The 24781-nt window shown below is 40.1% G+C and carries 22 protein-coding genes; 8 read left to right on the top strand and 14 right to left on the bottom strand.

Annotated elements, in window-relative coordinates:
- Nucleotides 1-26: 26 nt before the first annotated feature.
- Entirely contained in the window at nt 27-1094 is a 1068-nt protein-coding gene (locus QRD02_RS06595; RefSeq protein WP_290254139.1) for an isochorismate synthase, read from the bottom strand.
- Nucleotides 1094-1519, bottom strand: coding sequence for a PaaI family thioesterase (locus QRD02_RS06600; protein WP_290254140.1), 426 nt, complete (start codon nt 1517-1519; stop codon nt 1094-1096). Before QRD02_RS06600 ends, QRD02_RS06595 begins: the two co-directional genes overlap by 1 nt.
- A 45-nt stretch (nt 1520-1564) precedes the next feature.
- Between QRD02_RS06600 and QRD02_RS06605 the strand changes: the two genes are divergently transcribed.
- From QRD02_RS06605 to QRD02_RS06615, 3 genes are all read left to right on the top strand, one after another.
- Nucleotides 1565-2209, top strand: coding sequence for an alpha/beta hydrolase (locus QRD02_RS06605; RefSeq protein ID WP_290254141.1), 645 nt, complete (start codon nt 1565-1567; stop codon nt 2207-2209).
- A 93-nt stretch (nt 2210-2302) separates the two neighbouring features.
- Nucleotides 2303-2998: a leucine-rich repeat domain-containing protein gene (locus QRD02_RS06610; protein WP_290254142.1), complete on the top strand. Its 696-nt coding sequence runs from the start codon at nt 2303-2305 to the stop codon at nt 2996-2998.
- 288 nt (nt 2999-3286) lie between these two features.
- A complete protein-coding gene (locus QRD02_RS06615) occupies nt 3287-4288 on the top strand; it encodes an alpha/beta fold hydrolase (protein ID WP_290254143.1) in 1002 nt (333 codons plus the stop codon).
- On the opposite strand, the gene QRD02_RS06620 is transcribed toward QRD02_RS06615, so the two are convergent.
- Both QRD02_RS06620 and dnaK read right to left on the bottom strand, forming a co-directional pair.
- Nucleotides 4277-5140, bottom strand: coding sequence for a bile acid:sodium symporter family protein (locus QRD02_RS06620; protein WP_290254144.1), 864 nt, complete (start codon nt 5138-5140; stop codon nt 4277-4279). The two genes, QRD02_RS06615 and QRD02_RS06620, sit on opposite strands and share 12 nt — an antisense overlap.
- A gap of 336 nt (nt 5141-5476) precedes the next feature.
- Complete coding sequence (gene dnaK / locus QRD02_RS06625; protein ID WP_290254145.1) at nt 5477-7387, bottom strand: molecular chaperone DnaK; 1911 nt, start codon at nt 7385-7387, stop codon at nt 5477-5479.
- A gap of 244 nt (nt 7388-7631) precedes the next feature.
- On the opposite strand from dnaK, the gene QRD02_RS06630 reads away from it, so the two are divergent.
- The 3 genes from QRD02_RS06630 to QRD02_RS06640 all read left to right on the top strand — a co-directional run bounded on the left by QRD02_RS06630 (nt 7632) and on the right by QRD02_RS06640 (nt 13517).
- Nucleotides 7632-10676, top strand: coding sequence for a DNA polymerase III subunit alpha (locus QRD02_RS06630; protein WP_290254146.1), 3045 nt, complete (start codon nt 7632-7634; stop codon nt 10674-10676).
- A gap of 106 nt (nt 10677-10782) precedes the next feature.
- On the top strand, nt 10783-12000 hold the full coding sequence (gene dinB / locus QRD02_RS06635; protein WP_290254147.1) for a DNA polymerase IV: 1218 nt from the start codon (nt 10783-10785) through the stop codon (nt 11998-12000).
- 92 nt (nt 12001-12092) lie between these two features.
- Nucleotides 12093-13517: an L-serine ammonia-lyase gene (locus QRD02_RS06640; RefSeq protein WP_290254148.1), complete on the top strand. Its 1425-nt coding sequence runs from the start codon at nt 12093-12095 to the stop codon at nt 13515-13517.
- On the opposite strand, the gene QRD02_RS06645 is transcribed toward QRD02_RS06640, so the two are convergent.
- The gene (locus tag QRD02_RS06645; RefSeq protein ID WP_290254149.1) at nt 13518-13982 is read right to left on the bottom strand and encodes a nuclear transport factor 2 family protein; all 465 of its coding nucleotides are present in this window, start codon (nt 13980-13982) and stop codon (nt 13518-13520) included.
- 70 nt (nt 13983-14052) lie between these two features.
- Here QRD02_RS06645 and panB point away from each other — a divergent pair, with 70 nt between their 5' ends.
- Nucleotides 14053-14871, top strand: a complete 819-nt coding sequence (gene panB / locus QRD02_RS06650) for a 3-methyl-2-oxobutanoate hydroxymethyltransferase (RefSeq protein ID WP_290254150.1) — start codon at nt 14053-14055, stop codon at nt 14869-14871.
- A 130-nt stretch (nt 14872-15001) separates the two neighbouring features.
- Entirely contained in the window at nt 15002-15634 is a 633-nt protein-coding gene (locus QRD02_RS06655; RefSeq protein ID WP_290254151.1) for an RluA family pseudouridine synthase, read from the top strand.
- On the opposite strand, the gene QRD02_RS06660 is transcribed toward QRD02_RS06655, so the two are convergent.
- The 9 genes from QRD02_RS06660 to pfkA all read right to left on the bottom strand — a co-directional run bounded on the left by QRD02_RS06660 (nt 15631) and on the right by pfkA (nt 24752).
- Nucleotides 15631-16284 carry a response regulator transcription factor gene (locus tag QRD02_RS06660; protein WP_290254152.1) on the bottom strand — a complete coding sequence of 218 codons (654 nt, stop codon included), beginning with the start codon at nt 16282-16284 and terminating at the stop codon, nt 15631-15633. The genes QRD02_RS06655 and QRD02_RS06660 overlap by 4 nt on opposite strands.
- Nucleotides 16284-17063: a sensor histidine kinase gene (locus QRD02_RS06665; RefSeq protein ID WP_290254153.1), complete on the bottom strand. Its 780-nt coding sequence runs from the start codon at nt 17061-17063 to the stop codon at nt 16284-16286. The genes QRD02_RS06660 and QRD02_RS06665 overlap by 1 nt, the downstream gene beginning before the upstream one ends.
- Entirely contained in the window at nt 17033-17758 is a 726-nt protein-coding gene (locus tag QRD02_RS06670) for a hypothetical protein (RefSeq protein WP_290254154.1), read from the bottom strand. The genes QRD02_RS06665 and QRD02_RS06670 overlap by 31 nt, the downstream gene beginning before the upstream one ends.
- A 3-nt stretch (nt 17759-17761) precedes the next feature.
- Nucleotides 17762-18112, bottom strand: a complete 351-nt coding sequence (locus QRD02_RS06675; protein ID WP_290254155.1) for a hypothetical protein — start codon at nt 18110-18112, stop codon at nt 17762-17764.
- A 474-nt stretch (nt 18113-18586) separates the two neighbouring features.
- The gene (locus QRD02_RS06680) at nt 18587-20128 is read right to left on the bottom strand and encodes a YifB family Mg chelatase-like AAA ATPase (protein ID WP_290254156.1); all 1542 of its coding nucleotides are present in this window, start codon (nt 20126-20128) and stop codon (nt 18587-18589) included.
- 78 nt (nt 20129-20206) lie between these two features.
- Nucleotides 20207-21781 carry a glucose-6-phosphate isomerase gene (pgi, locus tag QRD02_RS06685; protein ID WP_290254157.1) on the bottom strand — a complete coding sequence of 525 codons (1575 nt, stop codon included), beginning with the start codon at nt 21779-21781 and terminating at the stop codon, nt 20207-20209.
- 86 nt (nt 21782-21867) lie between these two features.
- Nucleotides 21868-22743: a BadF/BadG/BcrA/BcrD ATPase family protein gene (locus tag QRD02_RS06690; RefSeq protein ID WP_290254158.1), complete on the bottom strand. Its 876-nt coding sequence runs from the start codon at nt 22741-22743 to the stop codon at nt 21868-21870.
- A gap of 3 nt (nt 22744-22746) precedes the next feature.
- Complete coding sequence (gene gap / locus QRD02_RS06695; protein WP_290254159.1) at nt 22747-23745, bottom strand: type I glyceraldehyde-3-phosphate dehydrogenase; 999 nt, start codon at nt 23743-23745, stop codon at nt 22747-22749.
- A 23-nt stretch (nt 23746-23768) separates the two neighbouring features.
- Entirely contained in the window at nt 23769-24752 is a 984-nt protein-coding gene (pfkA, locus tag QRD02_RS06700) for a 6-phosphofructokinase (protein ID WP_290254160.1), read from the bottom strand.
- Nucleotides 24753-24781: the final 29 nt, after the last annotated feature.

Genomic DNA, 24781 nt, shown 5'->3' on the forward strand with positions numbered 1-24781 from the left:
GCAAAGGTACGAAGACATATAAAATTTTACAGCATTGGCTGCAATACTTGTAGCATGGTTTGCATTTTGTTTTGGGTCTCGACCCATTCGTCGGCTGCTTTTGAGTCTGCCGTAATGCCCCCACCCACAAAAATAGAAGCGCAGTTGTTTTCAATTTTCATGCACCGAAGGTTTACCATTAATGAAGCGGTGTTTCCACCCTCCGTTACGTGGCCCAGAAATCCGGTATAATAACTGCGGTCATACCCTTCATTTTCAAGGATATAATTTTTTGCGATTTTCTTTGGGGTACCGCAAACCGCGGGCGTCGGGTGTAGCGCCGAGGCAATGGTAGTCAATGTGGCCTTGCCATTTTTTAGCGCTCCGGAAATGTCCGTTCGCAAATGCAATAATGACCCCGCTTGATGAGTAAAAGGTTTGGAAATTTTTAGAACTGAGGTTACTTTTTGCAAATTATCCAATATGGCATCCGTTACCATTTGTTGCTCATCCAATTCCTTTGGGCCCCAAAGTACAGGTTGCCGATCCGAAAGGGGTTGAGTTCCCGCCAATGCCATTGTTTTGAAGGAATGGTTATTAATTTCAACCAACGTTTCCGGCGTTGCACCGCACCAGAACCCAGTGTGCGGATGGTACCACAAATAGCGAAAGGCGGTAGGATAAATTGAAAATAGCTGTTCGACAAGCGTTTTAATAGAAAATTTTTGCAACTTAAAATCCTTCTTTCGGGAGATTACAATTTTGATTGCATTACCTCTTTTAATGGTATCAACAGTTTTTGAAATTAATTTCATATACTGGCTTTGTACCCCTATTTCCTCGGAAAGCTCTCCAGGATTTATGGTTAAAGATTTCGTGATGAGTTCACATTGCAAAATTTCAGATTCCTTTTCGGGAATAAATATGGAACTTTCCCGAGAATCGAATGGAGCGAAAATAAAGCCGTTGCTATTGAAATTATCTATTGTATGGACCGCAGTGTTTTTTTGAAGTAGCGCTGAAACCTCATTATTGTTCGGCAATGAAAAAATCACAAAAGGCAACCCATCTTCATATTGTTGCGCAATTTTTTCGATCAAAAATTTATAATCCATTAATTCTTTTTAGGTAAAGTGAGGGTTGTTAGTTTCACAAGAGAAACCAGCGCGCCATCCTCATTTGTGATTTTTATTTGCCAAAGTTGCGTGGTCATTCCTTTGTGAATGATACTTGCACGGGCATACACAAAACCATCTCGAACACTTTTAATGTGGTTGGCAGCAATCTCAATTCCGCGCACCACTACTTCGGTGGAATTTAAAAAAACAAAAGCGCCTGCACTGCCAACACTTTCGGCCAAAGCAACAGATGCTCCGCCATGCAATACCCCATCCGGCTGATGCACCCTAGGTGTTACCGGCATTCGTGCCACTATGTAATTTGCGCCCACATCGGTAAATTCAATGCCCAAGGTTTCCATTAAGGTATTTTGACACATTTTGTTGCAGACGGCCAATATTTGTTCGTTGGTGTACTTCATTGTATTGGTTTACATTTGTAAAAATACAAAATTGAATTTAACAAAATGGCCCAAGAAAAGGAAGCTCTTTACACTGCAACCAATACCTATTCCACACTCAATACATTAACTGAAAAAACCAAAAACATTTGGATCGTTTTTCACGGAATGGGTTATTTGAGCAAATATTTCATTAAGTATTTTCGGGACCTGAATGCGGATGAAAATTTTGTGGTTGCCCCACAAGCCCCATCTAAATATTATCAGGGAAACAATTTTAAACATGTGGGCGCCTCTTGGCTGACTCGTGAAAATACTTTATTGGACACCAAAAACATTTTGAATTACGTAGATGCGGTTTTTGAAAAGGAAATTACAAACGTTAAGCCCAATTTAATTGTTTTGGGGTATTCGCAGGGAGTTTCCATTGCAAGCCGTTGGGTGGTTTCCCGAAAAATTCAATGCGAAAAATTAATCTTGCATTCGGGAGGAATTCCCAATGAGCTTCAGCCAAACGATTTTCAATTTTTGAATCCCACCACTGAAGTAATCTACATTTATGGGAACAAAGACCAATATATTACCGAAGCAATTGAAACCGAAGAGAAAATAAAGGGTGAAAAACTATTTCAAGATAGATTGAGAATTGAAGTTTTTGAAGGCATTCACGAGATGAACCGAGATTTCTTACTCGATATTTCAAAACAATAATATTTTTTAGAATGTATTTCATCGAATAGTTTTGGGATTTAAATTCTTTTAGATTTCATTTACTGCGCATTAACAACCAAATAGCCCCAAACTATGAAAAATGCTGTACTAACCTGCATAGGTCTTTTTTTTGCGTCCGCAGCTTTGGCGCAAGTGAGCAGTCAAGAAAAAGAGATTCTTCTGGATTTCTATTCGGCGACCAATGGAAATAACTGGACCAAAACATGGAATTTGCAAGAGCCAGTAACCCAATGGCACGGAATTACTGTTGAAAACAATACCGTAACGGGAATAAACATGTTGTTCAACAATTTAACCGGAACCCTACCAGGCTCCTTGGGCCAACTAAAAAATTTAAAGAAACTTGAACTCTCCTTTAACCAGCTGTCCGGCAGCATTCCCCCCGCTTTGGGAAATTTGGAAAATCTTGAGATTTTAGCCTTAAACGCCACCGACATCCAAGGCATCATACCTGCTGAGTTAGGAAAACTTTCCAATTTGAAACAGTTACATTTAAGCAGCAACAAATTATATGGCAGCGTTCCCGAAAGTTTAGGAAATCTTAAAAAAATTGAGGTTTTCAATGTTTTTGATAACAATTTATCTGGCGAATTGCCAACACACCTGGCGAAGTGTCCAAACTTAAAGGAACTGATGGTTGCTGAAAATAACTTTATTAATCCCAATGATTTTTCCTTGGTGCTTTTGGCAAATTCAGGAGCTAAGATGGATTTAGGTTCCGGAAACCCACACATTATTGCAATAGAAAGAGACGAAAGCGATGATTAATATTCACGCTTTGGAACAAGTTTTATGTTTAAATCTTGACTGTCCAATTACGTTGAAAATCATTTTTTATCGTTAAAGTGGCTTGATAAATTAGAAATAATTAGTAGATTGCCCCCAGGTCTTTGCACAAAGTGGCCCCCACCCACTAACAAGGACCTTAAAGCTTAATATTTGGTTAAAAAACAAGCTTTTAAATGGAGCGGCTCTTTAGAGTCGCTCTTTTTTATTAAAACCTTAATATTCATTGCCACTTGTTAGGATTACTTTTATAGGCAATTAAACAAGTAAATGATTTTGAAAAAAATTGTCTCCATAATTATATTCCTCTTTACAAATGTTCTTTTTTCTCAAAATGAAAATGTTAGAGAACTTGCTATAAATCTTGAAAACTATACCTATCCTTTCAAGGTGGAATTTTTAAAAGTTGAAAATCAGCAACAGCAACTTCAAATGGCATATATGGATGTGATGCCAGAAAATTACAATGGAAAGAATGTACTGCTCCTTCACGGAAAAAACTTCAACGGAGCCTATTGGCAAACTACCATTAATCAACTTACCAAAGGAGGTTTCCGGGTGATTGTACCGGACCAAATCGGTTTTGGAAAATCGAGTAAACCCGAACATTTTCAGTACACTTTTCAACAATTGGCAGAAAATACCAGAACACTTTTGGATAGTTTAGGAATTAAAAAAATAGCGGTGCTCGGCCACTCTATGGGCGGAATGCTCGCCACAAGATTTGCATTAATGTATCCGCAAACAACGGAAAAATTAATTCTCGAAAACCCTATTGGACTAGAGGATTGGAAATTGAAAGTTCCGTACCAAAGCGTGGAAGATTGGTATAAGGGCGAATTGAAAAAAAATTACGTAAAGCTGAAAGCATATCAGAAAGAAAATTATTACGACGGCAAATGGAAATCCGAATATGAGCCTTGGGTTCAATTGCTTGCCGGGTGGACAATTAATAAGGAATATCCCCTAATTGCGTGGAATGCGGCGTTAACTTATGATATGATTTTCACACAACCCGTGGTTTATGAGTTTGAAAACATTACCGCTCCCACCCTACTTATTATCGGTACTCGGGACCGCACAGCTCTGGGAAAACAATATGTTTCCAAAGACGTCCAAAAAACGATGGGACGTTATGATATCTTGGGAAAAGAGACCAAAGCTAAAATTCCAAATTCACAATTAGTGGAAATTCCTGACGTCGGGCATTTACCGCATATTGAATCGTTTCAGGCGTTTATTAGTCCATTAGTGCAATTCTTAAAAGAGTAAATTAATTTTTCTATTTACCCAATAAATCAGAATGCCGCCTGTTACAAACATTAACAAACTATATACTGCCGGCACAATTGCAAAGGATGCGTTTTGAAGCAACACTACCGCAATGGTAATTGCCAAGGTGCCATTTTGTATCCCCGATTCGATAGCTATGGAGCGGGCTGCCTTTATTCCCAATCCGAAAAGTTTTGCTGAAAAATATCCTAAAAACATAGTTACAATATTCAACTGCAATGCAGCCATTCCTGCCTGCTCAAAATAGGAAAAAAAATTTGCTCGCTCTTTAATGATTAAGCCCACAATAATTAATGCCAGCACCGCACCGGAAGCAATACGCACAGGTTTTTCCATCCTATCCGCAAAATTTGGGCAATACTTTCTTATTAATATCCCAATAATTATTGGTATAACCACTATCACAAAAATTTGTACTATTGTTGAAAGTATATCGAGTTCCACCATTTGCCCCACCCCCAAAAAATATTCCAAGGCAAAATTCACAATAAATGGAATCGTCAAAATGGTTATTAAGCTGCTAAAGGCCGTAAGCGTTACCGAAAGGGCCAAATCTGCTTTTGCCAGATGCGAAATTAAATTTGAAGTGGGTCCACCTGGGCAAGCGGCCAAAATCATAACTCCTATTGCTATTTCGGGTTGCATTGGGAAGAGTAATGTAATGCAAAAACCAATTAGCGGCAACAGCAGTAATTGATTTACCAACCCAATAAAAATAGCTTTTGGATAGCGGAATATTCTTTTAAAATCTGCTGCCTGTAGGGTTAGCCCCATCCCTAACATAATAATGATAAGCGACCCAGCGAGAATGATGGTAGAGATAGAATCCATTAAATATTATTTTAAGGGAAGATAATCAAATTGTTTTTAGGGTTGCCATTTGAATAGTAACCATAAAACTTCCTCCTCATTCCGATTTCTTGAAGGTTTTCCGTAAAAATATGGGTCGACTCATATAAATTATTTACAGTTCTATAAATAGATTTCGTTGGCTTATTATATTTAGTAAATTACATAATTCCAACATTGAGAATATTAATTCCATTTTTTATAACTCTCATAGCAATTAAAACTCTAAAGTTGAAATAAAAAAAACCGCGACCCTCCCAGGTTGCGGTTTTACAATTTTAAGCATTTCCCAATTTTCCCTTCGGGGATTAGGGACTTTTATTTCACTTCTTCAAAATCTACATCTTCAACGTCGCTGTTTTCAGCGCCACCTCCGGTGTTTCCCTGCTCTGCTCCTGCATCACCGGTTGGGGCGCCTTGCTGGTCTGCCTGGGCTTTGTACATTTCTTCGGAAGCAGTTTTCCAAGCTTCGTTTATTTTATCCAAAGCAGGCTGAATGTTGCTTACCTCTTTGGTTTCGTACGCTTTTTTCAATTCTTCCAAAGCATCTTCAATTGGCTTCTTTTTATCATCAGATAATTTGTCGCCAAACTCTTTCAGTTGCTTTTCAGTTTGGAAAATCATTGCATCAGCCTCGTTCAATTTGTCCACTTTTTCTTTTGCGGCTTTGTCGCTTTCAGCATTCGTTTCCGCATCTGCTTTCATCTTTTTGATTTCCTCTTCTGTAAGTCCGGAAGAAGCCTCAATACGGATGTCCTGCGTTTTGTTGGTAGCCTTATCGGTAGCGCTAACTTTAATGATACCGTTGGCATCAATATCAAACGTTACTTCAATTTGTGGCGTTCCTCGCTGCGCTGGTGGAATTCCATCTAAGTGGAAACGACCAATTGTTTTATTGTCGTTCGCCATTGGCCGCTCCCCTTGCAATACGTGGATTTCCACACTCGGCTGATTATCGGCAGCCGTAGAGAAAACCTGGCTTTTCTTGGTTGGGATGGTAGTATTGGCCTCAATCAATTTAGTCATTACACCGCCCATTGTTTCAATACCAAGGGAAAGTGGAGTTACATCCAAAAGAAGTACGTCTTTTACATCACCCGTCAAAACACCACCTTGGATTGCGGCACCCACGGCAACTACTTCATCTGGGTTTACACCTTTGTGTGGTTTTTTTCCGAAGAATTTTTCCACCGCTTCCTGAACTGCCGGAATACGGGTAGAACCACCTACAAGAATTACTTCATCAATATCGCTTTTGCTCAAACCAGCAGCTTTCATCGCGGTTTCGCAAGGTTTCATTGTTCTTTTTACCAAGTCGTCAATCAATTGCTCAAACTTCGCACGCGTCAAGGTTTTTACCAAGTGTTTTGGTCCGCTTGCAGTTGCAGTAATATAAGGTAAATTGATTTCGGTTTGGGCTGCAGAGGAAAGCTCAATTTTAGCTTTTTCAGCGGCTTCCTTTAAACGCTGCAATGCCATTGGATCTTTACGAAGATCAAAATCTTCTTCGGCCTTAAAGTCATCTGCCAACCAATTGATTATTTTTTGGTCCACATCATCACCCCCTAAGTGAGTATCTCCATCGGTTGCAAGTACTTCAAAAACGCCATCACCCAATTCAAGGATACTAACATCGTGCGTACCGCCACCAAAGTCAAAAACCACAACTTTTTGGTCGGTTCCTTTTTTGTCAAGACCGTATGCAAGTGCCGCAGCAGTTGGCTCGTTGATAATTCTTTCAACTTTAAGTCCAGCAATTTCTCCCGCTTCCTTGGTTGCGTGACGTTGGCTATCGTTAAAATATGCAGGAACGGTAATTACCGCTCGGGTAACGTCCTGGCCCAAATAATCTTCAGCGGTTTTCTTCATTTTCTGAAGAATCATCGCGCTCAGTTCCTGTGGGGTATAAAGACGGCCGTCAATATCCACACGGGCGGTGTCGTTGTCACCTTTTACTACTTTGTAAGCTGCGTGTTCCGCTTCGTTTTTAGATTCTGAATATTTGTTCCCCATAAATCTTTTTATGGAGCTAATGGTTTTTGTAGGGTTTGTAACTGCCTGACGTTTTGCAGGGTCACCTACTTTAATTTCGCCACCTTCCACAAATGCAATTACGGAAGGAGTTGTTCTTTTTCCTTCGGCGTTAGGAATAACTACCGGCTCGCTACCTTCCATTACGGCAACGCAGGAGTTGGTTGTACCTAAGTCGATTCCAATTATTTTACTCATAATTATATTATTTGTTGTTTATAGTTTATTGTTGTGCAATCTTTTTACGGGGTGTTTAAGTCAATGATTGTGCCAGCGGAAAACTACTGCCATGATGTCAGAATTTTAATTAAAGTTTTGGTGGTCATAGGCTAAGATCACCTCCAAATTCCAAAAATAAATATTTGGAATTTGGGATTTATTTTTTTGGAATTTCTTTTTTGATTTTGGAATATTTCCATAATTTTGGAATAAATCCAACACCATGTTTTTGAATTGCCATACTTATTATAGCCTCCGCTACGGAACTCTAAAAATCAGCGATTTGCTTGAACTTGGGCAACAAAAGGGTGCGATTGCTATGGCACTTACGGATGTAAATTCCACCTCCGCCTCTTTGGAATTTGTGCGTCTTTCTTCCGAATATAATGTGAAACCAATCTTGGGCGTGGATTTCAGAATTGGGGCAAAACAGCAATTTGTAATGCTGGCAGAAAACAATGAAGGTTTTAAAAATATAAATGAATATTTGTCCAAATTTCTGCACGACCGCGAAGGTTCGGAAAACCTTAAAATTCCTTCCAAAGCAAAGCAGCTTCCTCACACTTTCGTTATTTATCCCTTTGCTTTCTTTGAAGGCGAAACGCTTTCGGAAAACGAATTTATCGGTGTAAAATTGGAGGATATAAATCGTTTGAAATTCTCGCCGTGGAAAAATAGACCGGAGAAATTGGTGGTATTGCATACGGTTACCTTTCAGAATAAAAAAGGCTTCAACACCCATCGATTGCTCCGCGCGATTGACAACAATACGCTGCTCAGCAAATTGCCAATTTCGGAACAGGCGAGTGAAAATGACATTTTTATTTCCGAAGAAAAACTGAAAAAATCTTTTGAGGAATTTCCGCAACTCATTGAGAATACTGAAAATCTTTTGAAGCGATGCAACATTCAGTTCGATTTTTCAAAAGAGAAAACCTGCAACCAAAAATCGTACACCGCAAATGAAGAATTGGATTTTCGTCTGCTGAAAAAATTGGCGTATGCGGGAATTCCCTATCGCTACAAACGTCCCGGCGCACGGGTAATGGCGCGCATTGAAAAGGAATTGGGCATCATTCGCGAAAAAGGGTTTGTGTCCTATTTTCTAATCAATTGGAAAATATTGAAATACGCCCGTAGCAAAGGCTATTTCTACGTGGGCCGCGGCAGTGGTGCAAACAGTATTGTTGCGTATTTGCTTCGGATTACCGATGTTGACCCCGTGGAACTCGATCTTTATTTTGAACGGTTTATAAATCTATACCGAAAAAATCCGCCCGATTTCGATATTGATTTTTCGTGGCAGGATCGAGACGATATTACGGATTTTATTTTCGAAAAATTCAAAAACACTGCGCTGATTGCCGTTTATAACACCTTCAAATTTAGGGCATCCGTTCGGGAATTGGGAAAGGTTTTTGGTTTGCCAAAAGAGGAAATTGACAAACTTTCCAGCCAAGATTGCGATTTCAAAAAACTGGACAAACTTTCGCAATTGGTAATTGTTTACAGTAAGTATATTCAAGGTTTCCCGAATTATTTGGGCATTCATGCCGGCGGGATTTTAATTTCCGAAAAACCAATCCATTATTATGTTTCCACTTTTATACCGCCCAAAGGGTACGCCACCACACAGTTTGATATGGTAATCGCAGAGGATATCGGTCTTTATAAATTCGATATTTTAAGTCAGCGTGGGCTTGGCAAAATAAAGGATGCGGTGGAAATTGTGAAATACAACCACCCCGAAAAAAAACCGTTGGACATTCACGACATCAAACGCTTTAAAAAAGACGAAAAAATAAAAACCCTTTTGCGCAGTGCCCAGGCAATCGGTTGTTTTTACGTTGAATCGCCCGCCATGCGGATGCTGATGAAAAAATTGCATGTGGACGATTATCTCGGTTTGGTGGCGGCAAGTTCGGTAATCCGGCCCGGCGTTGCCAAAAGCGGAATGATGCGCGAGTATGTTATGCGCCACCGTTTTCCCGAAAAAAGAAAGGAAGCACACCCCGTTTTGCTGGATATTATGCCCGAAACCTATGGCGTGATGGTGTATCAGGAAGATGTGATAAAAGTGGCGCACCATTTTGGCGGATTGGATTTAAGTGAAGCCGATATGCTGCGGCGGGGCATGAGCGGGAAATTCCGCTCGCGGGAAGAATTCCAAAAAGTAAAGGACCGGTTTTTCAACAATTGTAAAACTTCCGGCAAAAACGAAGCCTTTACGGCAGATGTTTGGCGACAGATAGAGAGCTTTGCCGGCTACGCTTTTGCGAAGGGACACTCTGCTTCCTATGCGGTGGAAAGTTACCAAAGTCTTTTTTTGAAAGCCTATTTTCCGTTGGAATATATGGTGGCCACGCTCAACAATGGCGGCGGTTTTTACAGTGTAGAACTCTACGTGCACGAGGCGCGGATGCACGGCGGAAACATTTTGCAGCCCTGCATAAACCGCAGTTTTGGCGAAACGGTTATTTATGGGAAGGATATTTACATTGGCTTCGGATTTTTGCAATCATTCGAAACAAAAATTACTGAGAAAATAATTTCCGAACGCACTAAAAACGGAGTCTTTGAAAGTTTGGACGATTTTTTGGAACGCGTTTCCATCGGGATGGAACAGGTAACAATTCTCATAAAAATAAATGCGTTCCGGTTTACGGGAAGAAACAAGCGCGAACTGCTTTGGGAAGCCTATATGAAAATAAACAAGGTGAGTTTTGAGGAAAATGTGTACACGCTTTTCAAGCCAAAAAAAATTGATTACAAAACCCCTTCCCTACCGCACACCGCGCTGGAAGACGCTTTTGATGAAATGGAACTGTTGGGTTTCCCGTTGTGCAGCCCTTTTGAATTGCTTGCAAATGCTTCCGAAAATAAATTGCGGGCAACCCAACTTCCGCAGTTTACGGGAAAAACGGTCACTATTGAAGCCTATTTGGTAACCACCAAACAAACCCGAACCTCAAGAGGCGAGTATATGTACTTCGGAAATTTTGTGGACCGCGAAGGTTATTTTGTGGATACGGTCCATTTTCCGCCGGTCGCCAATCAATATCGCTTTCGCGGAAAAGGAATTTACAGCATCATCGGCAAAGTAATCGATGAATTTGACTGCATAACCATTGAAGTTATAAAAATGGAACGGCTTGCGATAATTCAGGATCCCCGGTACAGTCCAGCCCCCCTGCCCCCCGAAGGGGGAACCGTTACGGATAATAGGCGCACTACTTTAGAGAATAGACGTAAGTCGGCTGCGCTATAAGACTTAAGACTAAAAGGTTAGTTATGAGTTATGAGTTATGAGTTATGAAAAATAAATTTATTAGTCTTACGTGTTATGTTCCATCGTCTTATTTCAATTTAAAAAAATGAACGACAAAAGAAACATAGTACACATGGATTTGGACACATTTTTCGTGTCCTGCGAAAGGTTGCTCGACAGTAAGTTGATTGGGAAACCTGTGCTTATTGGCGGCACGAGCGACCGTGGCGTGGTGGCTTCGTGCAGTTATGAGGCGCGTTCGTTTGGCATCCATTCCGCAATGCCCATGAAGCTTGCGCGGCAACTGTGCCCCGAAGCGATTGTAGTTCGTGGCGACGCCGGAACTTACAGCAAATTTTCAGATACCGTTACCGATGTTATAAAGGAAAGTGTACCGCTCTACGAAAAATCTTCCGTAGATGAATTTTATATCGATTTAACGGGAATGGATAAATTTTTCGGTTGCGAAAAACTGGCTTCCGAATTGCGGCAGCGCATCATAAAGGAAACCGGATTGCCCATTTCCTTTGGACTTTCCATAAACAAAACCGTTTCGAAAATAGCAACCGGCGAAGCAAAACCCAACAATCAAATCCATATTTTAAAGGGAACCGAAAAACCGTTTCTTTCGCCTTTACCCGTAAATAAAATCCCGATGGTGGGCGAAGTAACCTACCGCGCTTTCTGCGATCTGGGAATAAAAAAAATAAAAACCATACAAGAAATGCCGGTGGAAATGATGGCAAAAGTTTTTGGAAAAAACGGGCAGACCATTTGGCAAAAGGCCAACGGCATAGACAATACGCCGGTGGAGCAATATACCGAACGAAAGTCCATTTCTACCGAGCGCAGTTTTGACCGCGATACTACCGATGTAAAAAAACTGGAGGGAATAATCGTTGCGATGGCTGAAAATCTGGTTTTCCAATTGCGGCGCGGCAACAAACTCACGGGTTGCGTAACCTTCAAGATTCGATATTCCGATTTTCAGACCTATACGGTGCAGCAAAAAATTCCGTACAGTTCCGCAGACCATAAAATTATTCCGGTGGTGATAGAACTTTTCCGGAAACTGTACCAACGCAGGCTTTTAGTGCGTATGGTGGGCGTTCGGTTCAGCCATTTGGTGGAGGGCGGTTTTCAGATAGACCTTTTTGACGACAATGAAAAAATAATAAATCTATACCACGCCATGGATAAAATGCGGGATCGTTTTGGCGACCGAGCCGTAATGCGCGCCGCAGGAATGGAGGCGACAAGCATTGGTCGTTGGAATCCGTTTACCGGTGCGCCGCCGCCGCTGTTGCCCAATAGACGGAGGTGAATCAAGGTTCAATGTTCAATAATAATTCATAATTCTGAATTCCTCATTCATGATTAAATAAGATGCTATCTTTGTTTTCAAAATAAATTTAAATGGAAAGTATCAGCGTTTTTGATATGCTATCAATCGGTGTGGGGCCTTCGAGTTCCCATACCTTAGGACCCTGGCGCGCCGCCTTGCGCTGGATCGCCGAACTGAAGGAAAAAAATCAGTTTCACGATGTAGTTGCCATTAACATAGATTTGTACGGTTCGCTCTCTCTTACCGGCAGAGGCCATGCCACAGATGTTGCGGTAATGTTGGGACTCACAGGGTTCGATCCCGTAACGTTTCCCATAGAAGATATCCAAAAGGAAATTGATTTTATAACTTCTCAAAACAAACTGAAACTAAACAATGAGCTCGATGTGCCTTTTGTGCCAAAGGAAAATATAATTTTCAATCGAAAGTTTCTGGAATTCCATCCCAACGGAATGACCTTCACGGCAACATTCACAAATGGTTCCAAAAAATCATCCTCGTTTTATTCCATTGGCGGCGGTTTTACGGTAAAGGAAGAGCGCACTAGAAAAAAAATCAAATTGGAAAAATTCGCCCAATTTCCATTTCCCATAGAAAAGGGAACCGAACTCTTGGCATATTGCAAGGCTGAAGGAAAAAGTATTTCAGAAATTGTTCTCGAAAACGAAAAATCACTAAGAACCGAAGCGGAAATAAACGAGGGCCTAAAGAAAATTTGGGATGTAATGCTAGATTCCATGTATGTGGGCGCACATACCGAGGGAATATTGCCCGGCGGCCTCAATGTAACCCGTCGCGCGTTCGATATGAATAAGAATTTAATAGGAAACGAGAAATACGCAGATGCTGAAGGATGGATTGCCGCCATCAGAAATACGGAGGTAAAGTTTCGGCAGATTTTGAAATGGGTTTCATGTTTTGCCCTTGCCGTGAATGAAGTAAATGCATCTTTGGGAAGAGTTGTAACTGCTCCCACCAATGGCAGTGCCGGAGTAATTCCAGCAGTTATGATGTATTATATGGTCATTGAAAATCACGATGCGAACTTTGACGACGTTCGTAAATTTTTGCTCACCTCGGGCGAGATTGGAAGTATTTTCAAAAAAGGGGCAACCATTTCCGCTGCCATGGGCGGTTGTCAGGCCGAGATTGGCGTATCATCATCCATGGCCGCGGGAGCTTTGTGCGAGTTGATGGGCGGAACTCCCGAACAATGCCTGATGGCCAGCGAAATTGCAATGGAACACCATTTGGGAATGACTTGCGACCCGATTGCCGGTTTGGTTCAAATACCTTGTATTGAAAGAAATGCAATGGGTGCAATAAAAGCTATTAACGCCTGCGAAATGGCTTTGGACAGCGACCCCAGCAAAGCAAAGGTTCCACTCGATAAAGTGATTGCTACCATGTGGGAAACTGCGAAGGATATGACTTCAAAATATAAAGAAACCAGCGAGGGCGGCTTGGCGGTACAGGTTAATATAAGTGATTGTTAATTATTCCTTGATACAACTGCCAATACGGCGAGAATCTATAATATTGAAAATTTTCCAACTGTCATCCGTATAGACTAATGTAATGGAATTCGCCCCACAATGGCTAAATTTTCCCTCCATATAAAATTCATACGGCGTCCAAACATGTGCAATGTTGCCATCACTTTGCACCACATAATCCTTTAATCGTTCCTCCCATTTCTGGGCTTTGGCCGTAGTGGCCGCATACTTCAATAAATCCGATGGACGTACATTTCGTAATATATTTTGTTGTTCCGTATTTAAATAAGCAGTCTGCATAGTCATATACGGATGCATCACCGATTTCATTTTAACCGTATCTCCCACTTGATATGCATCCATGAAAATATCGACAATTATTTTCCCGTTTTCCTTTGTAAGCGATTCCTGCGAAAAACAAAGAGAAGATAGAGCGAATGTAAATATTAATAACAATGATTTCATATTCGAAAATTTATTGGTTCCTTATCAAAAGTAGTATTTTTACAGATTATTATATTTAATTTTCAAAAATATGTCAACGGCCAAAAAAGAATATAAGCGTATCACTACCAAAACATTAGTTGATATGAAAAAGAGAGGGGAAAAAATATCTATGCTTACTGCATATGATTTCACAATGGCCAAAATCGTAGATAGCGCGGGAATAGATGTGATCTTAGTAGGCGATTCTGCATCCAACGTTATGGCTGGACATGAAACTACCCTTCCCATTACTTTAGACCAAATGATTTATCATGCTGCCTCGGTAGTTCGCGCAATTGAACGAAGCTTGGTGGTTGTGGATTTGCCATTCGGAAGCTATCAAAGTGACCCAAAGGAAGCTTTACGTTCGTCTATTCGAATTATGAAAGAAAGCGGTGGACACGCGGTAAAACTGGAAGGCGGAAAGGAAATTAAGGAATCCATAAAGCGAATTTTAAATGCAGGAATTCCGGTTATGGGCCATTTAGGTTTAACTCCGCAATCCATTTATAAATTTGGAACATACACCGTTCGCGCCAAAGAAGAAGAGGAAGCTGAAAAATTAATTCAAGATGCAATTATGCTTGAAAAAACAGGATGTTTTGCCGTAGTTTTGGAAAAAGTGCCCGCGAAACTTGCTAAGGATGTTGCCGAAAGAATCAGTATTCCCGTAATCGGAATCGGTGCGGGTAACGGTGTTGACGGGCAGGTTTTGGTAACGCACGATATGATCGGGATGACCCACGAATTCAATCCACGTTTTCTTCGTCGTTACTTAGATCTTTACTCGGAAATGAAAAACGCCTTCAGTAAATATAGCAATGATGTGAAAAGTGGTGATTTTCCTAATGACAATGAACAATATTAAATCTGATTTTTAGATTATTGAATTAGACATATCCGATAATCGAATAATCAAACAATCCAATATCCAACAATCCCATAAACATACTACAAAGGAGAATCTTCAAATTTTATTTGAGGACAATCATCTAATTGTGGTAAACAAACGCTCGGGTGATATTGTGCAAGGTGACAAAACCGGCGATGCTCCGCTTTCTGAAATAGTGAAGGAATATATTGCAGAAAAATACAACAAGCCTGGCGCTGTTTTTTTAGGAGTAGTCCATCGGTTGGACCGCCCTACAAGTGGGCTTGTGGTTTTCGCCAAAACTTCCAAAGCGTTGGCACGTTTGAACAAAATGTTCGCGGAAAGGGAAACGGAAAAAATATATTGGGCAATCGTTAAAAACCCACCCCCAAAACCCGAAGATACGGTTGTCCATTTTCTGAAAAGAAATCCGAAACAGAACAAAAGTTACGCCCACAACAAGGAAGTGCCTGAAAGCAAAAAAGCCATTCTTCATTATAAACTTCTTAAAAAATTAGAGCATTATTACTTAATGGAAATTTCATTGGAAACTGGGAGGCACCATCAAATAAGGGCACAACTTTCAGCCCTGGGCTGCCCAATAAAAGGTGACTTAAAATATGGTTTTGACAGAAGTAATGCAGATGGCAGTATCCATCTTCACGCCACACGGCTGACGCTGGTCCATCCCGTTAAAAAAGAAGAAATTACAATTGTGGCACCACCCCCCCACGAAACTATTTGGAACGCTTGCAACTAAAGCTTTATCAAATTTTTCTTTAATGCAAATATTACCAATCCGACCCTGTTTTTGATTTTTAATCGTGAAAAAAGATCGTGTCTGTAACCATCAATGGTTTTTGGACTTAATCCCATAATATCGGCGATTTCTTTATAAGTCATTTCAGAGCAAGCCAGCTGAATAAAAGTGAGTTCGTTTTCCCGTAAATCAATCAACGCCATTTCTTCGTCCGGTGTTACGCTGTGCAATAGTGTGTCTGAAACTTTTTCGGAATGATAAAATCCTTTTTCCATCAATTCTTCCAAGGCGTGATTGAGAATTTCCGGGTGAATGTCTTTCAGCAAATATCCTTTTGCGCCTTTGCGCAACATTTTCAGGATTTTCTGTTCGTCATCTTCCATTGTAAGGGCCAAGGTCTTGATTTTTGGGTGGTTCACCATTAACCATTCCGCGGTTTCAAAACCATCCATTACCGGCATGTTGATATCGAGCAAAACGACATCCGGTAAAATGGTTTCCCTTTTAAATCGCTCCTGCAATTCCAAACCATTTTTTGCGTGAAAAAGAACCTGAAAATTTGCGAATGAGTTGATCAGCTTCTCCAACGAACCGGCAAAAAGGGAATGATCATCAACAATGGCGATGGTATGTTTTGGTTCCTCAAACATTAATGATTTTTATAAGGATATTTTATATGCAGTTTCGTGCCGCTTCCTTTTTCTGAAGATAATGAAAATTCGGCATTCAGCAGTTCGGCCCTGCTTTTCATGGTCTCCATTCCTGAACTGTCGGTCTGCTGCGAGGTGTCAAAACCAACCCCATCATCGGTGGCAGTTATTTCAAGAAAATTTTCTTTATAATCTAAATGTACCAATAATGTAGAGGCCTTGGCATGTTTAATGACATTTGAGAGAAATTCCTGAAGAATCCTAAATACAATTATTTCATTGGCATTGTTGAGGGGCACGATATCTCCGGTAATTTCACAGGAAGCTTTTAGATAATCCAGGCGGTTGAAGCGATCCAACTCCACTTGTATGGATTTTAGAAGGCCGTTCTTTAAAACCACATCATTATTGAGCACTTTGGAAAGCGAGCGAATTTCCTGTACGGTTTCCTGAACCACACCTTTAGTTTCCTTTATTTGTCCGTGGTAAATTTCCGGAGTCGCATTCATCAAAACATTTAGCTGTATGTTGGCCACGGAAAGCAGCTGGCCCACGTTGTCATGTAGTTCCCAGGCTATGTTTTTTAAGGTTTGTTCCTGAATTTCTATCTGTGAATCGGCCAATTCTCTTTGATAGCGCCTTTCGGCTTCGTAGCGTTCATTTAGAAATTTGTTCTTTCTTCTTTGGAAGGCAATAAAAAAAATAACAACAAATAAAACCAGAAGAAATATGATAGTTATAAAATAAACTAATAAGAGGATTTCTTCTTTTTTGAGCATACTAAAAAACCAAGAGTATAAATGGAATACATAAAAATGTTTCCGTACAACAATACATTTGACCGCAAAGTAACAAATAATTCATTTCCCTCCTTTAGATTATAGTATTGAATAAATAATTCCACCGGGGTTAAACATAAATTGAACATTAACACGCCCACGGAGATATAAAAGGGAAGGGACCATTTTAGCGCCAGTATCAAATCACTTCGCAACAGTTCAAAATAAAACAGAACGATACTAAAAAAGAGCAATATTGTACCCGCAATGCTCACATAGGGCGAATAGCCCTTGAAAAAGATATCGGTAAAGATGAAGATTAGAGTGGAGGAAAGTAAAAATATACCCACCGCAACTCCGAAAATTGTTTTCCAATAATCCTTCCTTACGAAGGAAATGAAATAAAAAATATAGAAGGTATAACTAACCAGTATATAAATATTATACCACCAGTAATTTTCCGCAAAGGGAGTGTCCTTTACAAAAGAAAAAAGTTCATAATTTGAAAAATATGCACCCGGGGAATAGAGGCCCACAGTTTCCACAAAGACCGTTAGCCATAAAAATTGAACTAAATATTTAGTATTCTTAAAGGGTGATGAAGTTTTTTTTAAGTAGTATGTGCCCGCTAAAGCAGCTAAAACCTCCAATATATAAATAGGAAGTATGTAAAGCAAAAAATCATTGAATCCCAAAATTTAATAATTTTTCGGCGGAAATCCGCTAACGCCTTGGTTTAATGGCTCTAAATTATAATTGTTTGGTGAACCCGGAGTAACTCCCAAAGTAGGCGCCAAAAATACAGTTGCCTTGTCATTCGTGGCACTGTCATAGGCCGCGAAATATATGCGAACGCCGGGCTGTGGCCCCAAGCCGGTTCCTGCCTTTATATAATCCAAAAATTGCTGAAGTTCAGCCACGCTGAATAAAAACTCACGAGTATCCACCGAGCCCATGGCGCGTTCAATATCCACGGCGCGTGTCGCTACCCAATTATCCTGCAGTTGTCTAGCTTCGGTAACAGTAATACAATTTGATGGTTTTGACATAATTGAAAAGGTTTAGTTGATTATTTTCGGAAACGAAAGTAGCGAAAACAATTAAATAAGAACTTTTTAGTAACCATAAACAGGGAAAATCCTATTATAAAAAAGGGTTTTTCCTGTATAACTGTAAGATTTTTTTCTTACAACAGTTGTAATTTTACAATATTGATATTTAATATTTGAATTGTGGGTCCACCAAAATTGCACAATTTGACAATGCCTAATTAAAAAAAGGAATGCAATTGCGCATTCCTTCTATTCCTCATTATTTACCGGAAGATCGTATCCATTGATTTCCTGCAACATTCCGAGGAGAGAATCCTGCGTTTAAACCTAAGGGCGTTTGATTATATAATTGCATTTTTGGTAAATTCAAGGTCTTCGGGAGAAATGCGTTCTTTGTATTTGAAATTCATCCTTAAAAATCTGAGCAGTATCTTTTTTGATAAATTTTAATAATACAATTTTTTTGCACTATCACCCGAACCACCCATCCCTATCCAAGCTTCTGTATTGAATGGCTTCGGAAATGTGATTGCCGGTTATGCTTTCGGAAGCTTCCAAATCGGCAATCGTGCGCGATACCTTTAAAATTCTATCGTAGGCGCGGGCAGAAAGATTCAACCGTTCCATTGCGGTTTTTAAAAGTTGTAGCGAGGCTTCGTCCAATTTACAGAATTCCCGAATTTGCTTCACACCCATTTGAGCGTTATAGTGAATATTTTCAAAAGCCAAAAACCGTTCACTCTGTATTTTTCGGGCGTTTGTAACGCGTTCTCGAATAATGATGCTGGCTTCGCCACGTCGCTCTTCACTCAACTTTTCAAAAGGAACGGGTGTTACTTCAATATGAATATCAATTCGGTCCAAAAGTGGGCCTGAAATTTTGCTCAAATAGCGTTGCATTTCAGCAGGCGAAGACATCACTGGGGCATCGGGATCGTTGAAATACCCTCCCGGACTTGGGTTCATACTTGCAACGAGCATAAAACTAGAAGGGTAGGTAACGGTAAATTTTGCGCGGGAAATTGTCACATCCCGATCTTCGAGCGGTTGTCGCATTACTTCCAAAACGCCGCGTTTAAATTCAGGCAATTCATCCAAAAAAAGTACGCCGTTGTGCGCCAAACTTATTTCGCCGGGCTGTGGATATTGCCCGCCGCCAACCAAAGCAACGTCGCTTATAGTGTGATGGGGGCTTCGGAAAGGCCGCGAAGTCATAATTCCGCCTTTTTCCATCGTGCGCCCGGCGACACTGTGGATTTTTGTGGTTTCCAAACTTTCCTGCAAAGTCATCGGCGGTAATATGCTCGGGAGTCTTTTGGCGAGCATCGTTTTTCCCGACCCAGGCGGGCCTATCAAAATTATGTTGTGGCCGCCAGCAGCCGCAATTTCCATACATCTTTTTATTGATTCCTGTCCTTTCACATCGGCAAAATCGAATTCGGGATGCTCCAAATGCTCATAAAATTCAGCATTCATGTCCACCTCGGTTTTTTCCAAGGGAATATTTTCGTTGAAAAAATCGATTACTTCTTTTATATTCTCAATTCCAAAAACATCAATTCCCTCAACAATGGCAGCCTCTTTAGCGTTTTGTTTTGGAAGAATAAACCCTTTAAAGCCTTCTTCCTTGGCTTTTATGGAAATAGGCAACGCGCCGCGAATGGGCTGCAGATTTCCATCCAATGAAAGTTCACCCATAATAATATATTCCGACAGGGGATTTTGCTCTTCAATCTGTTCTGTGGCGACGAGAATTCCCATCGCCAATGTAAGATCATACGCAGAGCCCTCCTTCCGCAGATCGGCGGGCGACATATTCAAAATCAATTTTTTTCCGGGAATTTTGTAACCGTTGTTTTGAAGTGCGGCAGCAATGCGGTAATTGCTCTCGCGGATGGCATTATCCGGAAGACCCACCAAGTGATATCCAATTCCGGAATCAACATTTACTTCCACCGTAATTGTAGTAGCTTCCACCCCAAAAACAGCACTTCCATAGACTTTTGTAAGCATAAAATGATTGTTATAAACGGGGAGTTTACAAGGGAAAGATATGAAAAAGTTATAAGTTGCGCGTTGTAAGCCTGAAGATTATGTTCTATTTTTTAAAAACTTGGCAATTAACTTTTGGGTTGAATTATTTTTAATTTCTGAAGTATCGCCATTCTCAATTGCTGACAGCGTTTCTTTTGCAACATTTTTTCCGAGCTCCACACCCCATTGGTCATAACTGAAAATATTCCAAATGATGCCTTGCACAAAGAGTTTGTGCTCATACAATGCCACAAGACTCCCTAAGTTTTCCGGAGTCAATTCTTCAATTAAAATGGTGTTTGACGGTTTGTTTCCTTCAAATGATTTAAAGGAGTTATCAACTTTTTTATTGTGGGTTCCTCCCCATAATGCCTCCGTTTGCGCAAAAAAATTAGCCATCAAAATAAAATGGTTCTTGTTGTTGCCATGGAGAGATTTTGAAAAACCAATAAAGTCCGTCGGAATCAATTTTGTGCCTTGGTGCAAAAGTTGGAAATAGGCGTGCTGGGAATTGCTGCCCACATTTCCCCAAACAATATTTCCGGTTTGATATTCAATTTTATTACCATTTCGGTCTACACTTTTTCCGTTGCTCTCCATAAATGCTTGCTGCAAATAAGGAACAAGTTTGTGCAAATATTGAGAATATGCCACGACGGCTTCACTTTCAGCTTTAAAAAAATTGTTGTACCAAACTGAAAGAAGGCCGAAAATTACGGGAATGTTTTTGTTAAATTCCTCATTTCTGAAATGCTTATCCATTTCAAAAGCACCTTTTAAAAGTGCCTCAAAATTTTTATACCCTAAAGCGCAGCAAATTGATAATCCAACTGAGCTCCACAGTGAAAATCGACCTCCGACCCAATCGTCCATTGGAAAAATGTTATTTTGGGAGATACCAAATTCCCTCGCACCTTTTTCATTTGTCGAGACAGCAACGAAATGTTTTTGCAGATCACTTTCATTCCCCTGTTGAAGAAACCAAGTTTTTACCACATTCGCATTTGCGATGGTTTCCTGTGTTGAAAAGCTTTTGGATACGATAATGAAAATAGTTGTTTCCGGATTGAGGGTTTTGAGTTTCTCCACAACATCATCGCCATCAATATTGGCAATGAAATGGGTTTTGAGATGGTTTCTATAGAAATGAAGCGCTTCCGAAATCATTTCTGGACCCAAATGACTGCCGCCAATTCCTACGTTAACAATGTCGGTTATTTTTTTTCCCGTGAAACCAGCGTGATTGCCATTGATAATCGCTTCGGAAAAAGACTTCATTTTGTTGAGGGTTTCCTTTACCTCCGGTTTCATATTATCGAAATCCCGCAAGGCCGTGTGCAAAACGGCACGATTTTCAGTTTGATTTATTTTCTCTCCAAAAAATTGTTGGTTTATGGCATCTTTCAATTTTACCTCATTGGCAAGCGCGAGCAACAAGGATATAGTTTTCTCATTAATTCGATTTTTTGAATAATCAACATAAAAATTATTCCATTCAATACTAAAACGATCTGCGCGAAGAAAATCCTCTGAAAAAATTTCCTGCATTTCTTGCGTTTGGATTTCCTGAAAATGCATTTCAAGTGCTTTCCAAGCTTCAGTTTTCGTAGGATTTATTGCGGGTAAGGACATTTTTAATTTTTGATAGATTTTTTGAATGTAATGATATTTCCGTTTTTGGTCGAATTTCGATTTTCAAAAACTTAATTTTTTTAATTTCATTGAATTTCCTTTGGAATTTTCAGTCGATAATAATCAATTAAGCCATCAATAGGCCTTTGCACAATATTGCCGAGCGTAAGATTCTTCTCTGAAAAACATTCCTGAATTATTTCCTTTGAAAAATGGGCGATGGAACCTATAAAATGTATCGGGACGTGATGCGCCTGTTCATAACAGACAATTCTATTTTCGATAAAAATCGAGATACCTTCTTTTATGAGCTTATAAAAATAGGAGTTCATTGTCTTGACACGGGAATTATTATTAAAAATGAACTGCGCAAAAGATGCCAAATATGCATTGGGATTTGCTTTTTTGTAAAGATTCATTTTTATATCGTCCGCTTCAAGATTGTAAATTTTCTCAAATTCCAAAGCTAGTCCTGACGGCATTTTACGATAATAATAATCACGAATTAATCTTTTTCCGAAATAATTTCCGCTGGCCTCATCCATTAAAATAAACCCCAATGAGGCTATTGGGGTATGTATATTTTTTCCGTCAAAATAGCAACTGTTGCTTCCGGTGCCCAAAATACAGACAATTCCAGGCTTGGTGGTTGTGGCGTAAACGGCGGCAGTCATATCTTCGTAGACGCTAATTTTGGCATTCAAGAAAATTTCTTCCAAAACTACCTTCAAAATATTTCGTGGGGTCGGAGTACCACAGCCGGCGCCATAGAAATCGAGAACTTCCACAGTGTCAAAAACATTTTTCAAAGTTATGTTTTCAGAAATACGTTGCTGCATTTCCTCCTTTGGAATGACGGTTGGATTCAAGCCTAAAGTGGCTGTTTTAAAGATAATTTTACTAGAATTATCCAACAGAACCCAATCACATTTTGTAGAGCCACCATCGATTATTAAGGTCATTAGCTATAGAGTTGCAACGTGAGCGGCCAGATCTACAAGTTTTGCGGAATAGCCATATTCATTATCATACCAGGCAACTAACTTAAAGAAATTTTCGTTTAGCGCTATGCCGGCATTAGCGTCAAAAGTACAAATATGTGGATCGGTCACAAAATCTTGTGAAACTACAGGATCCTCAGTATAGTTTACGATTCCGTGATATTCATTTTCAGAAGCATTTTTGAAGAGCGCTTTAATATCAGCATATGTGGCGGATTTTTTGGTTCGGACGGTTAAATCAACTACAGAAACATCAGCAGTTGGTACGCGAAAAGCCATTCCGGTCAATTTTCCCTTCAATTCGGGAATAACCTTAGTTACTGCAACCGCGGCGCCAGTAGTTGTGGGAATGATATTATTTATGGCAGCACGACCCATTCTATAGTTCTTTTTGGAGGGTTGATCCACTGTTGATTGGGAAGCTGTTACGGAATGAACGGTGGTCATAAGCGCTTCAACAATTTCATATTCATCATGGATAATTTTTGCCATTGGCGCGAGGCAATTTGTGGTGCAGGAAGCGTTCGAAATTATTGTATCGTTTGGCTTCACTTCGTTATGATTAACACCCATAACGAACATAGGAGCAGTTTTGGAGGGAGCGGAAATTATAACTTTTTCCGCGCCCGCTTTCAAATGTGCCGAAGCGGTATCCATTTCCTTAAAAATTCCGGTGCAATCAATAATTATCTTTGCGTTCGCTTCTTTCCATTTAAGGTTTTCCGGATTTTTCTCGGAAGTCACTCTTATTTTTTTACCATCTACAATCAAGTTTCCTTCCTCCGTTTTGATTGTACCGGGATACTTTCCGTGTACGGAATCATATTTTAATAGATATGCGAGGTGCTCAACATCCAATAAATCGTTTACGGCTACAATTTCAATATCCTCTCTTTGTGCGGCAATGCGAAAGGCAATCCGTCCTATTCGGCCGAAGCCATTAATTCCTATTTTTGTTTTCATTTATATGTTTTTATTTTAAGTAATTATATTGAAATGATATCTGCCACGCGAATTAGCTCCTTGTCCATTTCAACATTACCAGTAATCGTTTCTGAAAAAGGAACAGAAACTACTTTATTGTGAACTATTCCTATCATTACATTTGTTTCCCCCCTCAAAATTGCATCAATTGCGCCCACTCCCAAACGGCTTGCTAGCACCCGATCATAACAACTGGGCGAACCCCCGCGCTGAATGTGACCAAGAACCGTAACCCTAACTTCATATTCGGTCAGATTTTCTTCAATATATTGGGCCAATTCAAAAATGTTTTTTCCGCTTTTATCGCCTTCTGAAATGACAACGATACTGGAAGTTTTTCCGGATTTTTTGCTTCGGCTTAAGGATTCAAGCAAGCGTTCACGACCCATGTTCTGTTCTGGGATAAGAATTTCTTCCGCACCGGCTCCAATTCCAGCGTTTAGCGCAATATCACCCGCATCGCGCCCCATAACTTCCACCAAAAATAGACGATTGTGTGAATTTGCAGTGTCACGTATTTTATCAATGGCTTCAACAACCGTGTTTAAGGCTGTGTCATAACCTATTGTATAATCCGTGCCGTGAATGTCGTTGTCAATGGTGCCGGGTATGCCTACAATGGGAAAGTTAAATTCCTCAGCGAAGCGAGATGCCCCTGCAAACGTTCCGTCGCCACCGATAACGACCAAGGCATCAATATTTTCGCTTTGAAGATTATTAAAGGCTTTTTTTCTACCGGCCGCTGTTCTAAATTCTTTTGAGCGGGCGGATTTAAGAAAAGTTCCGCCACGATTGATAATGTTTTTTACCGAACGGGCATCCAATTCCTTGAAATCACCTTCAATCAACCCTTGAAGTCCTCGATAAACTCCCACACAATCTACCTTGTGATAGGCGCACGATCTGACCACGGCACGTATAGCTGCATTCATTCCGGGCGCATCGCCACCACTTGTTAATACTCCTATTTTTTTAAGTATTTTCATAGATTTGAAAGTTACTATTATTGTTTATT

Source organism: Aequorivita aurantiaca, assembly GCF_030410135.1.
GTDB classification, from domain to species: domain Bacteria; phylum Bacteroidota; class Bacteroidia; order Flavobacteriales; family Flavobacteriaceae; genus Aequorivita; species Aequorivita aurantiaca.